The organism is Lacticaseibacillus huelsenbergensis (assembly GCF_029726355.1).
GTDB lineage: Bacteria > Bacillota > Bacilli > Lactobacillales > Lactobacillaceae > Lacticaseibacillus > Lacticaseibacillus casei.
Window position 1 is genome coordinate 453,388 of record NZ_CP120687.1, and the last position, 15,246, is coordinate 468,633.

At 46.0% G+C, this 15,246-nt stretch carries 15 protein-coding genes; 5 read left to right on the top strand and 10 right to left on the bottom strand.

Annotation, left to right across the window (positions count from 1 at the left end; all coding sequences use genetic code 11):
• Positions 1-40: 40 nt before the first annotated feature.
• Both LHUE1_RS02005 and pplA read right to left on the bottom strand, forming a co-directional pair.
• Complete coding sequence (locus tag LHUE1_RS02005; RefSeq protein ID WP_049171245.1) at positions 41-1,114, bottom strand: FAD:protein FMN transferase; 1,074 nt, start codon at positions 1,112-1,114, stop codon at positions 41-43.
• Between the two features lie 178 nt (positions 1,115-1,292).
• On the bottom strand, positions 1,293-2,204 hold the full coding sequence (gene pplA / locus LHUE1_RS02010; RefSeq protein WP_049171243.1) for an extracellular electron transfer flavoprotein PplA: 912 nt from the start codon (positions 2,202-2,204) through the stop codon (positions 1,293-1,295).
• A gap of 287 nt (positions 2,205-2,491) precedes the next feature.
• Between pplA and LHUE1_RS02015 the strand changes: the two genes are divergently transcribed.
• The 4 genes from LHUE1_RS02015 to LHUE1_RS02030 all read left to right on the top strand — a co-directional run bounded on the left by LHUE1_RS02015 (position 2,492) and on the right by LHUE1_RS02030 (position 6,561).
• Positions 2,492-4,390, top strand: coding sequence for an NAD(P)/FAD-dependent oxidoreductase (locus LHUE1_RS02015; RefSeq protein ID WP_277848182.1), 1,899 nt, complete (start codon positions 2,492-2,494; stop codon positions 4,388-4,390).
• A 187-nt stretch (positions 4,391-4,577) separates the two neighbouring features.
• Positions 4,578-5,024 carry a NusG domain II-containing protein gene (locus LHUE1_RS02020; RefSeq protein ID WP_277848183.1) on the top strand — a complete coding sequence of 149 codons (447 nt, stop codon included), beginning with the start codon at positions 4,578-4,580 and terminating at the stop codon, positions 5,022-5,024.
• Positions 5,021-5,587, top strand: a complete 567-nt coding sequence (locus LHUE1_RS02025; protein ID WP_049171235.1) for a Gx transporter family protein — start codon at positions 5,021-5,023, stop codon at positions 5,585-5,587. The genes LHUE1_RS02020 and LHUE1_RS02025 overlap by 4 nt, the downstream gene beginning before the upstream one ends.
• Positions 5,584-6,561: a polyprenyl synthetase family protein gene (locus tag LHUE1_RS02030; RefSeq protein ID WP_049171233.1), complete on the top strand. Its 978-nt coding sequence runs from the start codon at positions 5,584-5,586 to the stop codon at positions 6,559-6,561. The genes LHUE1_RS02025 and LHUE1_RS02030 overlap by 4 nt, the downstream gene beginning before the upstream one ends.
• Before the next feature lie 965 nt (positions 6,562-7,526).
• On the opposite strand, the gene LHUE1_RS02035 is transcribed toward LHUE1_RS02030, so the two are convergent.
• Positions 7,527-8,213, bottom strand: coding sequence for an NADPH-dependent F420 reductase (locus LHUE1_RS02035; RefSeq protein WP_152902760.1), 687 nt, complete (start codon positions 8,211-8,213; stop codon positions 7,527-7,529).
• On the bottom strand, positions 8,210-9,265 hold the full coding sequence (locus LHUE1_RS02040) for an LLM class flavin-dependent oxidoreductase (RefSeq protein WP_049171228.1): 1,056 nt from the start codon (positions 9,263-9,265) through the stop codon (positions 8,210-8,212). Before LHUE1_RS02040 ends, LHUE1_RS02035 begins: the two co-directional genes overlap by 4 nt.
• Positions 9,266-9,857: 592 nt before the next feature.
• Here LHUE1_RS02040 and LHUE1_RS02045 point away from each other — a divergent pair.
• Complete coding sequence (locus LHUE1_RS02045; RefSeq protein WP_138132191.1) at positions 9,858-10,970, top strand: IS110 family RNA-guided transposase; 1,113 nt, start codon at positions 9,858-9,860, stop codon at positions 10,968-10,970.
• 515 nt (positions 10,971-11,485) lie between these two features.
• On the opposite strand, the gene LHUE1_RS02050 is transcribed toward LHUE1_RS02045, so the two are convergent.
• The 6 genes from LHUE1_RS02050 to LHUE1_RS02075 all read right to left on the bottom strand — a co-directional run bounded on the left by LHUE1_RS02050 (position 11,486) and on the right by LHUE1_RS02075 (position 14,943).
• Positions 11,486-12,088, bottom strand: a complete 603-nt coding sequence (locus LHUE1_RS02050; RefSeq protein ID WP_049171223.1) for an ATP-binding cassette domain-containing protein — start codon at positions 12,086-12,088, stop codon at positions 11,486-11,488.
• Positions 12,057-13,559 carry a hypothetical protein gene (locus tag LHUE1_RS02055; RefSeq protein ID WP_049171219.1) on the bottom strand — a complete coding sequence of 501 codons (1,503 nt, stop codon included), beginning with the start codon at positions 13,557-13,559 and terminating at the stop codon, positions 12,057-12,059. The genes LHUE1_RS02050 and LHUE1_RS02055 overlap by 32 nt, the downstream gene beginning before the upstream one ends.
• Positions 13,560-13,565: 6 nt before the next feature.
• Entirely contained in the window at positions 13,566-14,093 is a 528-nt protein-coding gene (locus LHUE1_RS02060) for a stage II sporulation protein M (protein WP_049171216.1), read from the bottom strand.
• Between the two features lie 6 nt (positions 14,094-14,099).
• Positions 14,100-14,381 (bottom strand): hypothetical protein, encoded by a 282-nt coding sequence (locus LHUE1_RS02065; RefSeq protein WP_152902759.1) that lies wholly within the window; start codon positions 14,379-14,381, stop codon positions 14,100-14,102.
• A gap of 178 nt (positions 14,382-14,559) precedes the next feature.
• Positions 14,560-14,718, bottom strand: a complete 159-nt coding sequence (locus tag LHUE1_RS02070) for a hypothetical protein (protein WP_047105543.1) — start codon at positions 14,716-14,718, stop codon at positions 14,560-14,562.
• 27 nt (positions 14,719-14,745) lie between these two features.
• The gene (locus LHUE1_RS02075; protein ID WP_049169071.1) at positions 14,746-14,943 is read right to left on the bottom strand and encodes a hypothetical protein; all 198 of its coding nucleotides are present in this window, start codon (positions 14,941-14,943) and stop codon (positions 14,746-14,748) included.
• Positions 14,944-15,246 lie beyond the last annotated feature (303 nt).

The window sequence follows — 15,246 nt, forward strand, 5'->3', positions numbered from 1 at the left end:
CCCCTTTAAACGCGCTCGCCAGCCCAGAAACCGGGCTGGTTCACGCTCTACTTTTTATAGTCGCCAGCGTGTATCCGGAATTTTTGAACAGTTTGAAGCTATCTTTCAATCCCGAGCTGACGTAAACTTTTTTGTCTTTGGTGACAAAAATGGCATCGGCATATTTCAGCTTTTCGATATATGCCATCCCATCAACTAGCCCCTTATCAAACGTCGCGGTTGACAGAGCATCGCCGTCGACACTTTTGTTGGTGACGATCGACACGCCCATCAACTCATTGTCAAATGGGTAGCCGGTTTTGGGATTCATAAGGTGCATATAAACTTTACCATTAACTTTGAGATAGCGCTCGTAGATTCCGGAGGTTACAACCGTTTTGTTACTGGCAGGCAAGGTACCGATCGCCGTCCCCCGTGGCTTTTTCGGATCCTGAATGCCGACATTCCAATCTTTCTTCGCATCCTTGGGGCTCTTACCCATGACGAAAATATTACCGCCTAAGTCAATAATAGCCGTGGTGACATGTTGTTTCTTGAGTGTCTTAACGACTTCATCGGTGATGAACCCCTTCGCGATGCCGCCAAGATCAATGGCCATGCCTTTTTTCTTCAGGTAAACGGTCTGTTGCTTCTTATTAAGAACGACATCTTGGTAATGTACCAACGGCAGCTTGGCATCAATTTCGCTTTGGGCCGGTTTGCGGGCATCGGCAAAGCCAATGTGCCACAGACTGGTGATCGGCCCGATCGCCAAATCAAACGAGCCATTGGAATTCTCGCTGTAATGCTTGGCCGCCGCGATCACGCGATAAACACTCGGCGTCACATGAACCGGCTTGATCCCGGCGTTTTGGTTAACCTTATCAACTTCCGACCCTTTTTGATTGACCGTCAGCTGATCGGCCAGCTGTTGGACTCGGGAAAAAGCAGCATCTAACGCCCCTTGCTTGCCCTTGTCATAAATTTTAACCGTGACAACCGTGCCCATCAAAAACTGGGTATCCGAATAAGGGTCGCCTTCGACCAACGTGCGTTTAGCTGCAGGCTTGCCGGAACAGGCAGTCGCTACCAATGCCAGCAGCATCAGTAAAACGACGACAACTCTTTTCTTCATCTAATTATTCCTCCAAAAGTGAGCGTGAACCGGCACAATCATCCGGCTGCAGAGCCATTATACGGGGTTTTGTAGGCATAAGAAAAGAACCTGCTCAGAAGAAGTATTCCGAACAAGTCCCTACTTAAGCTACTAGACTGATAATCAGCCCAACCGCTTCGATCGTGAAACCAACAAATTAGTTGTTGTAAACAATGTTGTCAACTTCGATCTTGTTCGTGTTGCCATTTTGTGCAGCATTGACCAGTTGATCAGCATATAAGATGAAGGTATCGGAACTGTGGGTCGCGCCGGAAACCACATCAACCTTGGCTGGTGACTGCTTGGCAACCAACGACTTATTCAGTTCCGGAATGTATTCCTTCGGGCCAACCTTGTTGACTTTTTTCATATTAGCTTCGTACTTGGTATCAAGTGTCTTGGACTTGCCATCTTTATTAACATTGTCATAGTTACTTTGCGTAATCTTGCCGTCCTTGACGGTGATGGAGAAGGTAACCCGATAGCCATTGAAGTAGTTCTTTTCTTCAAGGGTGTAGGTACCGTCTTTCATCTTGCCGGTGTTGTTCACTTCAATCGGCTTGGTGTCACCGGCTTGGGCAGCCTGAATCAATTGTTGTGCATAGTTCTTGAAGGTCAAACTAGAATCAGTCGCACCTGAGATGACATCAATTGCCCCAACGTTTGTTCCGTTCTTCTGGAACGACTTGTTCAACTCAGGAATATATTCTTTTGGACCAACCTTGACCTTGGACTTCATCGACTTTTCATAAGCAGCGTCCTTGGTCTTGGATTTACCATTCTTGTCAACGTAGTCATACTTAGTAGAAGTAATCTTCCCGTCTTTGACTGTCATGGCCATTTCAACTTTATAGCCATGGTCATAGCCGGTTTCATTCAGCTTGTAAGTACCATCCTTCAGCGGACCGCCGGCAACTTGCTTTTGGGTTGATGACTTCTTCACCACTTTGCTGCTGGAAGCCTTACTGCTGGACGAATTTTTGCTGCTTGAACTACTGCTGCATGCACTTAAAACCAAAGTGGACAGTGCAACAACGGCTGTCCCCGTCACAACTTTACTTAACTTCATGACATTTACCCCTTTTGCAGTTCATTACTGCGATATTGTGTTCTCAATCACATATTTAGTTTAGCCAGTCAAGTCAAAAAAATCAACTAAACTCAGGTATTATAAGCGCTTTCTCATTTTCTTAGATTGGTTTCGAAAACGTATTTTTGTGTCTTTTTACACAAAAATGTCCGGATTTGGAAAAAGAGAGCTAGAACGTTAGACATTAAGCGAAATTAAAGGCTATAATGACTTGGATACATACTTCACAAAAGTATGGATATTGCAAATGGTAAGGAGTGTTATGCATGGCGAAAACCAATATCGTCGTGGTTGGCGCGGGGTTTGCCGGGGTTTATGCGACAAAGCACCTGGCCAAGCACTACAAACGCAACAAAGACGTGACGATCACGCTGATCGATCGCCACTCGTACTTCACTTATGTCACCGAACTGCACGAAATCGCAGCGGATCGTGTTCCGGAAGATGCGATTCAATACGATTTGCAGCGGCTATTCAATCGACGTAAGAACGTCAAAATTGTCACCGATAACGTGACAGGTATTGACCGCGATAGGAAGGAAGTGGTCACGGAAAACGGCCGCTTCCCTTACGACTATGTGATCTTGGGGATCGGATCACAGCCAAATGATTTCGGAACACCGGGCGTTGCCGAACACGGTTTCACTTTGGGTAAGTGGGAAGACGCGATTCGGCTGAAGCGTCACATTGAAGACGTTGTGCGGCGCGGTTCTGAAGAACACGATCCGGCTAAGCGCAAAGCATTATTGTCAATTGTCATTGTCGGTTCCGGCTTTACCGGTACCGAAACGATTGGCGAGCTGCGTGACTGGCGCGATACCCTCGCCAAACAGTACAAGCTAGATCCGAACGAAATCCAGTTTAGCCTGATGGAAATGGCGCCGACGATCATGAATATGCTGGATCGTTCAGACGCGAACAAAGCCGAACGTTACATGGAAAAACGCGGCATCAAGGTCATGAAGAATACCGGCGTTGTCGGCGTTCATGAAGACTATGTCGATCTGAAAGACGGTTCCACTTTCCCAACCTGCACGCTGGTTTGGACAGCAGGGGTCAAGGCAACGGATCAGGCCAAAGACTTTGGCCTGAAACAAGGACGCGCTGGCCGAATCCTGGTTAAGAACAACATGGAATCGCAAGACGATCCAAGTATTTACGTTGTCGGCGATGTCTCACTGGTTGATCAAGACGGCACCGGCCGCGGCCAACCGCAAATCGTTCAAGGCGCCGAAGCAACCGCGCATACTGCCTTGTCCAACATTGAAGCCAAGCTGGAAAATAAGGAGCAGATTGAATACAAAGCCAACTATTCCGGCTTCATGGTCAGCTTGGGTTCCAAATATGGTGTTGCCAACATCATGGGCTGGCTGCATCTCTCCGGTTTCTTTGCGATGTTGATGAAGCACTTAGTCAACATGCTCTACTTCATCCAAATTTATTCCGGTTATTATTTATTCCAATACTTCATGCACGAATTCTTCCGGACCCGCAACGAACGTAATATGTTCCGCGGCCATCTTTCTCGTCAAGGCAACGTACTATGGACGGTACCTGCCCGGCTCACGTTAGGCGCGATGTGGCTGATTGATTGCTGGCCGAAGATTCAAGGCAAGGAGTCATGGTTTATTGATAAGCTGCGCCTGCCATTTAGTTGGCTGCAGCCAGCTGCGACCAGCGGTGCTTCTGCCGCCGGTGCCGATGCTACCAGTGCCGCTTCCGGTGCGGCAGCCGGCGCGGCCAAGGCCACCAAGACTGTCTTTTCACTTTCCTATCAGTACGGGAATGATCCGATGATGGTCTTTGATAAGATGCCGAACTGGTATTACAGCATTACCAAGACCTTGATTCCTAACCAGCAAGTGGCGTTCTTCATGCAAAAAGCGATGACGATCATGGAAATTCTGATCGGCCTCGCCTTGATCACCGGCCTGTTCACTTGGTTAACCTCAGCAGCCACCATTGCTTTTGTCGGCGTGTTCTGCCTAAGTGGCATGTTCTACTGGGTCAACATTTGGATGATTCCGATGGCCTTTGCCTGCATGAACGGCTCCGGCCGCGCGTTCGGGCTTGATAAATGGGTTGTCCCTTATCTCCAGAAAGTCTTTGGCAAATGGCGCTATGGAACACCGCAATCACTTTACGGTACCGATGCACTCAAATAATTGTCACGATAACGCGTTTACCGGCGCAGAAGACTCTGGGTGGATTTTGCCTAGAGTCTTTTTTCAAGAGCGGGAAGCTGCTGCGGCCATCTTCTGTGGTGTGCAGTGCTCCCCGTCCTTGACGTTCACGTCCATCTTTTCATTGACCGATGCGAACAACTGATTTTTGTTAGATTGGAGCTTGACTATGAAACGGCCGAATACGTTCAAACGCTATCTTAAAATGATTCGCCCTTTTGACTGGATCATTGTCGGCGGCCTGTTTCTTACAGCCTTCATCCCCTACCTCATCTTCGGCATTCAGGAAAATCAGCAGCAACAAGAAGCCTCGCAGCGCGTTTTAACAGCCGTGGTGACCCATGATGGCCACGAAGTCTATCGGAAAAGGTTAACCGGCCACACCGGCACGACCCAATTCACTTATCGCGCCAAAGACGGCGACTGGAATAAGATCGAAGTTCAAGGAGCCGGGGTTGCGATTACCGAAGCCAACTGTCAAGACCAGGTTTGCGTCCGTCGCGGCCGAATTACCAAACCCGGACAAACCATTGTCTGCCTGCCGCACAAGTTGTTGATTGAAATCAAATCCAACAAAGGCGGCAGTAACAACACGGGAGGTATGGTGACCGAATGAGCATTTATAAAGCCGACCGCACCCGGCAATATATTTATATTGCCTTGCTCTGTGCCCAAGGCGTCATTATCGGCTTACTGGAGCGCATGATTCCCTTCCCGTTTGCGTTTGCACCCGGTGCCAAACTAGGCTTAGCCAACCTTATCACCATCATCTCGCTGTTTACGATGTCCATTTCGGATAGCTTCGTCTTGCTGTGGCTGCGCCTTTTACTCACCACTTTGCTAGGCGGCACCCTGTCAACGTTCTTGTACAGCGGGGCCGGGGCACTCCTGTCTTGGCTGGGGATGCTACTCATCAAACAACTGGGTGAAAAACGCGTCAGCATGATCGGCATCTCGGCCGCTGGTGGCATTTTGCACAATGTCGGCCAGCTGCTGGTGGCATCGTTGATCGCCCAAAGCTGGACGGTGATGCTCTACCTGCCGATCCTGGCGTTTATGGGCATTCTCGCCGGCATCGCAGTCGGCATTGCGGCTAATTTCCTTTTTGAACACATTGATATCTTACGTCGCCTGCGCTACGACCGAAGCAAGCGGCGTAAAAAAGGAGCGACTTCATGAAAATTCATCCCATGTGGCATGAATACCCGACGTTGGCGCCTGAATTATCCTCAGCACTAACGTTAATTGAAAAACAGATTACCACCAACAATACGCCAGTGGCTGAAGCTATCCTGGAGATGATCAACGGCGGCGGCAAGCTGTTGCGTCCGGCCTATTGTCTGCTCTTTTCGCGTTTTCAGGATACGGATCGGGAGAAAATGATCGCCTTGGCAGCAGCGATCGAGACCTTGCACACGGCAACGCTCATTCACGATGACATCATCGACAAATCACCAACCCGCCGCAACCAGATCACGATTCAAAAACAATTTGGCCCGGAGACCGCGGTTTATGCCGGCGACTATCTTTTCGTGGTGTGCTTCAAGCTCCTGGCCCATTACGCCTCAAGCCTCCGCAGCATTCAACAAGACAGCGGCAGCATGGAGAAAATCCTCAAAGGTGAACTGGATCAAATGGCTACCCGCTACCAAACCGACATCACCATTGATGACTACCTCAAACAGGTTTCCGGCAAAACCGGTCAACTTTTTGCCTTAAGCTGTTTTGTCGGTGCCTACGAAAGCGGCGGCAGCAACAACTTCGCCAAAGCTGCCGAAAAAATCGGTATGGACATCGGCATTGCCTTTCAATTGCTCGATGACATCCTCGACTACACAAGCAGCGGCGACACCCTTGGCAAGCCGGTTTGCGAGGACGTCCGCAGCGGGGTGTATTCTGCTCCGTTAATTCTAGCCATGCAGCGCGATCGCCAAGCCTTTTTGCCGTTGCTGGCTAAAAAGGACCAAATCTCCGATGCGGAAATGGATACGCTCCGTGATTTGGTCATCCAATATGAAGGCGTCAAGCAAGCCTATGCCATGGCCCGACAACATACCGATCAAGCCATCGCCGGTTTAAAGAAGTTGCCGGCCGGACCGGCGCAGGATGATCTGATCCGCTTGACGGGAAGCTTGCTGAACCGGAAAGCTTAGACATGTTTGATTGAACGCAAAAAAGAAAACCCACAGTGCTTTCTCACCATGCCAATTGGCAGATGAGGAAGCGCTGTGGGTTTTTGTTCGAAGCTTCGATCAATCTACTAGTAAGATTGTAACCGGTTAGAACGTTAGGCAATTGGTAACGCAGAGGTAGGCTATCAGGTAGAATTTCGTTTAGCTAGCAAAGCTTAAGAAACTAACAGCTTTTTCCATGGGACCATTTAAGGCCACAGACCCAAGATTTGACCGATGCCGCTTATGACACAAACAATTCCTAGACTAATAAGACCAATCCTTCGCTGTTTGATCATCTCCGGGCGTCTCCGATACTTTAACCAAGCTGCGTCAATAACCCCGAGAATTATAAACACAATCACCATAATTAAGGTGAAAAGGGCAATTCTAACGGTCAAGGGTAAGTTCATTAGTTTCTTCCTCCATGCAGGGCTTAACGTCTCTACAAGTAGGCTACTACATGAACTGCAAGAATAGCCAAGTTAAAAATTAACGTTGCTTATGTGCCATAAAACGTTTGTTATTCTACTCAGTACATTTGATGTTCTTTATACCAGCAATCGCAGATCAAAAAAGCGCACAGGCTTATACCTATACTGAATTACTGCGATATAAGGATAAGACTGTGTACTTCTTATAAATATAAAATCGTTTACTTAAAAATTACCCGTAACAAATCTTGGATAATTGGTGAAGTTATCAAGCCAACAACAATACCGCCTAGGAAAAGCGAAATATAAACAGCCGTCTTATTGGTTGATCTCTTGTTCTTCATTCTTTCTCCTCCAACACAGTAGACACCCCAGACATCCAAAGATCTTGCTTGTTATTGTCAGTCTAACAATTGCATTTCATTTAAACAATCAATTATAGAAGCAAAAACAAGGCATCTCAGCCTTCAAGAAGCTGCATGCCTTGCTTTTATACCAATCTCCCGTCACCCATTAATGACTATGAACCTTCGCCGCTATCCGCTTACCAAACTCGGTCTGATCAAAATGATCAATGATGTCCTTAACCTCGGCGTAGCGCAGGCTGGCGCCGAATAGCGGACTGCCCGGTTCGGTCATGATGCCATCTGCCAGATTGTTGTGGACAACCGTGTCAAAGCCCATTGTATCGACAAAGGCTGCCACTGTGGCGACAGCGTCAGGATCGTTTCCGGTGACAAAGAGCGCCTTCCGCCTTGGATCGCCTTTTGGCCGCGCTTCTTCTTGCAGATTATGGTAGCCCATGTGATTGAACGTTTTGACGATTTTGGCATCTTTGAAATAAGCCTGAACCTGTTCGCTGGAAGTCGTGTCCGGATCTAAGACTTCTTCGCGAATGCCGTCCGTTTCCCACCAGTAATTCATGGCATCAATGACCAGTTTACCTTTCAGCAAGTCAGCATCGATGTTCTTGTAGCGACTAAGTGGAATCGCCAGCAAAATGATGTCACTGTTGGCAACGACATCCGCATTCTCTGACGCAATGGCGCCGGGAACTAAGGTTTTAATGGTTAAGGCGATTTTCTTGACGGATCCCGAACCGGAAATTCGCACTGTGTAGCCGGCATCCAGCGCCAGACCAGCCAGCACGATGCCGACTTTTCCGGCGCCAAGAATACCTACGCGTTGAATGACCATTATTTCACCGCCGCCTTTTCTGCCAAAATTTCTTTAACCCGCGGAATGACTTTCGTACCATACAACTCAATCATCCGCTCGCGCTGAGCTGCGGTCTGGTTGCCGGCACCATAAACGAGATCGAAGCGGCCGAGATCGAGCAGGTCAATTGTTTCGGCCATGCGCCGCGCAACGGTTTCGGGATTGCCGACATAGAATGAACCTACCTTGGTTTCACCGTCAAACTGTTCACGACTCATCGGTGCCCAACCACGGGTCAACCCAATGCGATCAAAGTTGGCTTTGATATTTTTAAACGCAACTTCGACAGCTTCATTCTCGTCATCAGCAATGAACCCATGCGAGTGCACGGCAATTGGGAATTCCGGCTTGCCGAGTTCTTTGGCAGCTGCGTGATATAGCTCAATATACGGCTTGAACCGGCTGGCTTGCCCGCCAATGATCGCAATGATGACTTTGTAACCGAACTTAACCGCGCGAATCACGGATTCCGGCGAGCCGCCAATGCCAATGTAAGTCTCAAGTTTGCCGTTTTCTGTTTTCGGATAAACTTCCTGATTTTTCAAAGCGGCACGGAACTTGCCCGACCAGGTCACTGCCTTTTCATTGCGCAAGGCGTCGTATAGCCCCAGCTTCTCATTAAATAGGTCGTCATAATCGGTTAAGTCATAGCCGAATAAGGGAAAAGACTCGGTGAACGAGCCGCGTCCCAGCATGACCTGCGCCCGCCCATTGGACAACGCATCCAAAGTTGCGAACCGCTCATAAACCCGCACAGGATCATCGGAGCTGAGCACGGTGACCGCCGTTGCCAACTTGATCTGCTTGGTCACTGCTGAAATCGCCGCCAAAACCGTTTCTGGACTCGAAACGCTATAGTCCGGGCGGTGATGTTCACCAACTCCAAAGACCTGAATGCCCAAGTCATCGGCCAGCTCACCTTCGCGCACAATCTGACGAATGGATGCAGCCGCGGTCTGCAAGCTGCCGTCTTCATTTGCCACAATGTCACCAAAAGTTTCAAGCCCAAACTGTAAATGCTCAATGTCTACCATCGAAAATGCCTCCCATGCGTGTTACTTACTTTTTGTAAGCTAGTAACGACATCATAGAATATTTTGGGCGAGAAAGCAACCAAGAGATTTTATCAGGTTCCCCAATAGCAACTTTGGAAAAGTCAAAATATAGCACATCGAATGACACGCCAAATATTACAATTTGAGGCTAAGTTTCATCCAATTTCAAACAGAAAAGACGACGAAATTGCGGTTTCGCTGTCTTTTCTCCTTAAGTTATTGAAAGATTGTTGATACGACTTAGCTGCCCAGCGATTGGGCTGGCAACGCATTGCTAAACCGAAGAAGCACGGCATTAACTCCGCCAAGTTCGTAGTTTTAAACGCGTCCCTGGTGCAAGCCAAGCAACTCACCGCGTGGATTAATTGGTTTTGGAAAAATAAATTCTTCCCAATATGACAGCAATGAGGATCCATCCAGTCATCTTTAAATACTCGCCCCATATTAAATGTCCGTATAGATAATATGAAGTGACCCCCTAGATTGTCGACTCGGGGATTTAGACTGATAATGGTGTTGTGTTAAAACGAACCATACAATCATTACCCCATGACAATAGGAGGTCACTCACATGGAAAGTATAGTTTACGTCGGGATGGATGTCCATAAAGCCACTTACAGTCTATGCGCGTTAGACAAAGCAACGGGTGCGCTCTTAGCTGAGACCCAGTGCGCTTCAGAGCCAAAATTAGTCGAAAAATTTATTAACGGATTAGCTGAAGAACTGGAATCAGACACAAAATTCGTGACCGGGTATGAGGCTGGTATTTTAGGATATTCACTCTATCGTTCACTCAAAAACTTAGGCATTGACTGTATCATTCTGGCACCGACAACGATGTATAGTTCCGCTAAGAACAAAATGGTCAAAAATGATTCAATGGACGCGCGAATGATCGCCAAGAATCTTGCAGCTAATACGTATTGTGCCGTTTATGTCCCTGATGAAGCGGATAACGAGGTAAAAGAATTCATTAGACTACGTAAAATGATGAAAAAGGACCTCATTAGAGTGAAACAGCAAATCGGCATGTTCCTTCTCCGTCAAGGATTGAAGTGCTCAGCATCCAAGTGGACGCTGGCCTATATGGATTGGCTAAAGAAAGTCCCATTGTCTCCGGTATTACGGTCAGTGCTTGACGAAATGACGCTGCAGAAATCTGAATTAGAGGAAAAGATTGCCCGCTACGACCAGACCATCGAGACGTTTGCGAACAGTGAACGTTACACCAAGCCCATTCACGCGTTGACAAGTATGAAGGGATTTAAAACCACAACAGCCATGACCATCCACATCGAGATTGCGGACTTCAAACGTTTCAAAACAGCTAAAGCGTTTATGTCTTACGTTGGGCTAAATCCGTCAGAACATTCAAGCGGCGATCATACCATCAAAGGGGGGATTTCGAAGCAAGGTAACAGTATCGTCCGCACAACCATCATTGAAGCCACACAGGGATTGGTCAAGGGCAGCATTGGGTACAAATCAAGAGCCCTAAAAGCACGCCAAGCAGGACAAGAATCAGCCGTTATTAGCTATGCCGATAAGGCAGGCGCTCATCTTCATCGCAAATTCACGCGGATGCTTACTCAAGGAAAATCATATAACGTGGCAATCGCCGCAGTCGCCCGAGAACTCGCTGGATTTATCTGGGGTATGGAAACTGGCAATATCAACTACTGATCACCAAAGCGCAATTGAGCCCGAAGATTCAAACAACAAAGATGACAGCAAGAAGTATCAAGGACTAAAGCGTCACGATATTGTCGCTGGTAGCAACAAGCGTCAGAATTCAACGGTCTGGCTATTTACGAGCGTTCTATTTTGGCACAGGCTCGCCCTGGGTATGGCCATATCTAGAGACAAAGAGTTTGTGATCCACGACTATAGATTAGATTCTAAAGCCTTCGACGGGACCATTAACCTGGGGTAGCCAATCCCCGTATAACAGAGTGGTTAAATGTCGAGAGACAACGGAATTCTGGAGCTTGTTAGTGCCAACGACAATATCGAAAATCTTATAAAGATGGGGTTGACAGGGGTCACTTCATAACAGAACGCGATCCATGAGCATGTTGAAAAGAATGACGAGTGCCCAAACCGCGACGCCGAATAGAAAAGCCTTACCTTTTTTTGTGATACTTACCACCCCTAATGCGCCTAGCCAAGAGAAACATAACCAACTTGTCAATCGACCTTTACTCGCAGATTTTCACTGGATGATAATCCAATAAATCAGCATTCTGGTCAACATGGGTAACGAAAAGAATAATCGTGCCTTCTGTAGCCATTTCATTTATCAAGTCTACAATGTATCGCATGCCACTCGTATCAATTCCAGAAAAGAACTCATCAAGCATCAACATTTTGGGCTCTTGAAGCCAAAACAAGAGAAATGTTAATTTCATGACTGTGCCTAGCGACAGCGCCGACGTTAGTTCGTTGTAATATGCTTCAAGTTTCATCTTTTCCAGTAAATACGGCAATTTTGCCAGCCTTTGGCGATTGATTTTATCAAAGGAAATCAAAAAATCCACATGTTCTTTGGCACTTAAGTTGGGATCCAGTATATTCCCGTCATGAAGATAAACGATCTCCTCTCGCATTAAATCAGTGTCGATTACCCCTTCGTTTGGCAATAGGTCAAACGCGAGTAGCTTAAGGAGCGTTGTCTTTCCAACCCCGTTCGACCCCATGATTCTATATATGCTTCCCGAGGAAAAATGCAAAGAAAGGTCTCGAAATAGTACATTATCATCGTAAGAAAAGCTAACGTTCTTTACCCGAACCTGATTGCCCATATCTTCCCCTCTTTATACATAATGAGACCACTGTTAGCAGAACTAAGACACTCAGCGTTGCAGTGAGCGTCATTGCCGTTTCCAAAATGATGAATAGTTGTATATTGATTCTGTCGACAACAAGTAGCGTCAACGGCAAGGCACTACAAGGCGCAACAAAAGCCAAAGAGATACCCTCAATAATCGTTCTGAAAGATTTTACACGAAGCTGCTCTCTAATTTCAAAAGCATTGGTATCATGATTTCTCGTATATCCCAGTAAACCCGTCAATTGATAAACCACTGCCATTAAGTAAGAGATACTAAGGGTGCCCAGAATTTGTAATCCCACTTCCAAAAATGAAAGTCCTTTAATCCAGCTGAAAAGTAGGATCAAAAAGACTAAGGGCATTAATTTAACGGTGAGGTACACCAGAAAGGAGCATAGACACCGACGTACAAGCACCTCTAAGTGATTATTCCAAATAAATATTTGTTTATGAACATTTATTTCAAAATAACCCGGAAGATTATTAATAATCGTCTGATACAGAACCATGGTGCTGTAATAAATTGTGATAAACACGACCAACAACGAGTATCTTTCGTCTAGGCTGCTCATTAGAAGTGCAAGCCCACTACCGCTGATAAAGTAAAACCATGTGCCAATCTGTCCAGTATCTTTGATCGCTAAGGAAATGGCATTTTTCACTGGATCCTTCATGTAAGACCACCTGAGACTGATTGGCTTACGATATTTGTAAAGTCCAAAAAAGACTATCAAAATCAATACTAAAAATAGCACGTACTCCGGTTCAAAACTGAAAAAGGATGCAACAGTTAAAATTTTTTCGTTTAAAAAAATTCTTATAAACTCGACGCATAAACTTTTCCCCACACTTGCTGTGAATACAAATGCAAAAATAAGTACAAGTCCATTCTTTATAAGCTCGTTCCTCAGCCACTTCTCCAATGAAAAGTGCATAAAAGTAATGAGTGCAATGCCCAATGTCGCCAGAAAAAGACTGCAAGAAAGCCAACGAACGCCGCGGAGATTTTCTATAGTCAGCGTTATAAGAAAGAGCAAAAAGGGTATTCGCGTAATGGAGATGATTGCTCTTATGCAAAATGCAGCCTTCAACAAACTTGAGGAAATGCCCGAACGCACTCCGAATCTTATTATTGGTTGATTCAAGGACATAAGACAAAGTGACTTTAAATCCTGATAATAAATTAGGGCATTGACCGCGACAATAATTCCAAGTACTTCAGGAACATTTAAAGTGAACCCAGACCACACCATCATAATTTTCTTGATATCGTCAAGAAGGACGCCTGATATCAAGATTTCTCTAAGAATAATTATTGAAGCGGCCAAGCCGGCTAAGTTGATCATTCCCCAAAACCAAACTGTCTTTCTAGCGGAGAGTGTATCAACAAAAGGAACACCAGAAAGACCTCTTTTTAACGAAACCGCCAATACTTCAATCATTTTAGGTCATCTCCAAAACAAGGGCGTTACAAACGTTTCCAGGCTGGCTGAAATAATGAGTAATATCAGTATGAGCACTATTGTATTTCTAAATGCCAACCTCTGTGTGCGAATCTTGAGATTAATTCGCTGAAATCCTATATTTGCCGCAATCATTAGCGCACTAAGTTCAACTAATCCATGAATACTTATCAAACCAAGAAAGTACCAGACTTCGCCAGTTGTATAGATATTCAGCGTTAACACAAAGGAAATGGCCACTGCGTTTGCTAACAATACAATCACTGTTGATACTTTATATAAGAAGAACCCACTTATTAATAAGAATGAAACGAAAATGTTCTTCACTAGGATTTTAAAGAAGCTAAATTCAGTAACTTGACTTTTCAAATCAACAGGCAAGTTTTGAGGAAAGTGATATGATGATAGAAAAAGGCTGATTGCAATTGAAATAGTAATTGCGGTGAATATAAATAAAGAAAGCGGACACAAAATTGCCGTTTTCTTTATCAGAAACACTTTGGACTTTTTCACAACTATTTAGGCTGCAAGAATTAACTTCTTGCCCCCACTTTTAAATGCTTGCCGCACAATATACGCGATTAGGCCACCGCCACCCAATAACGTAATAATCGCTGCTGCACCCATACCGGCATCCAAAAACATTTCAATAGTCTTCCTAGTCTCTCGACTCAAAGGAACTGCTGCAGCAATATCAGCGACAATTGCGTTGTACCTAACTGCAACCACAAGCACGATAGCAAACGCAGCCACTGCCAAGACAATCGCCGCTTTGCGATGACGCAAAACCATATGACTCACATTTTTCTCCTTTTATGTTTAGACCGGACCGTTGTAAATCGAGATAGTAGCCTTCAACCGGAACAATGGCAGTAAAGTCACGGAAGTCTGATAGACCATGGCCTCGTCGCCAAAGCTGTTAAACATCTTTGACAGCTTTCACCCTGCCTCTTGTGAATAGCACGCCATCATAGGTTTATTACGGCCTTTCCCAGCCTTGCTTAAAGCCATCAATCAGCTGGTCAGCATGATTAAATGCATCTGTCGCCAGAATGCCTAGAATTGTTGCTACCGGAATCGCGAACGGTAAGAAGCCACCTGTAATCTGGCAAAGTTCGGAATCTTTTAAGTTGGTCATGACGCTCATCCTTTCTTTTGACTGATCCTATGGCAAATTTTCTTTTCGTTTGAGCTCGTTGAGAACATCGATGCTAAGGCTCATTGCGGGTGCCACAAAACCACCTTGAACCCAGCTTCGTGCAATCGCTCCGAGTCCCATGCCAATGTAAGTCCAAAAATTATCAGTGCCGCCACCACTGATCCGTTCCAGGCGGCTATCATCCAACGTCACGAATTGTTGCATGGCTTTTCCTCCGTTTCTTCGACTTATGCGCAGCCGATATATTTAAACTTTTTAGGGTGCTAGCTTCCCTAAACACAATATACGATAGGTTTAAGTTCATCTGATCAATTAATTTTAAACGTCGGTATTTTTGAACTTTTCGTAGTGACTTTAACCAAAGACGACAAAATTCAACGAAAAAAGCCGATTTTGCGACGTTTCTTTTTTGGGTGCATCAACAACTTAGTGGATCCGCTCCGCTTATCATTTCAACGCGACTAGCGTATGCTCGCGTTGAGGGAAGTGCCCATGATGACTGATGAT

Excerpts from the sequence above, each read along its gene's own strand:
- LHUE1_RS02005 (WP_049171245.1), bottom strand. The coding sequence starts at position 1,114 with ATGAAGAAAAGAGTTGTCGTCGTTTTACTGATGCTGCTGGCATTGGTA.
- pplA (WP_049171243.1), bottom strand. The coding sequence starts at position 2,204 with ATGAAGTTAAGTAAAGTTGTGACGGGGACAGCCGTTGTTGCACTGTCC.
- LHUE1_RS02015 (WP_277848182.1), top strand. The coding sequence starts at position 2,492 with ATGGCGAAAACCAATATCGTCGTGGTTGGCGCGGGGTTTGCCGGGGTT.
- LHUE1_RS02020 (WP_277848183.1), top strand. The coding sequence starts at position 4,578 with ATGAAACGGCCGAATACGTTCAAACGCTATCTTAAAATGATTCGCCCT.
- LHUE1_RS02025 (WP_049171235.1), top strand. The coding sequence starts at position 5,021 with ATGAGCATTTATAAAGCCGACCGCACCCGGCAATATATTTATATTGCC.
- LHUE1_RS02030 (WP_049171233.1), top strand. The coding sequence starts at position 5,584 with ATGAAAATTCATCCCATGTGGCATGAATACCCGACGTTGGCGCCTGAA.
- LHUE1_RS02040 (WP_049171228.1), bottom strand. The coding sequence starts at position 9,265 with ATGGTAGACATTGAGCATTTACAGTTTGGGCTTGAAACTTTTGGTGAC.
- LHUE1_RS02045 (WP_138132191.1), top strand. The coding sequence starts at position 9,858 with ATGGAAAGTATAGTTTACGTCGGGATGGATGTCCATAAAGCCACTTAC.
- LHUE1_RS02050 (WP_049171223.1), bottom strand. The coding sequence starts at position 12,088 with ATGGGCAATCAGGTTCGGGTAAAGAACGTTAGCTTTTCTTACGATGAT.
- LHUE1_RS02055 (WP_049171219.1), bottom strand. The coding sequence starts at position 13,559 with ATGATTGAAGTATTGGCGGTTTCGTTAAAAAGAGGTCTTTCTGGTGTT.
- LHUE1_RS02070 (WP_047105543.1), bottom strand. The coding sequence starts at position 14,718 with ATGACCAACTTAAAAGATTCCGAACTTTGCCAGATTACAGGTGGCTTC.
- LHUE1_RS02075 (WP_049169071.1), bottom strand. The coding sequence starts at position 14,943 with ATGCAACAATTCGTGACGTTGGATGATAGCCGCCTGGAACGGATCAGT.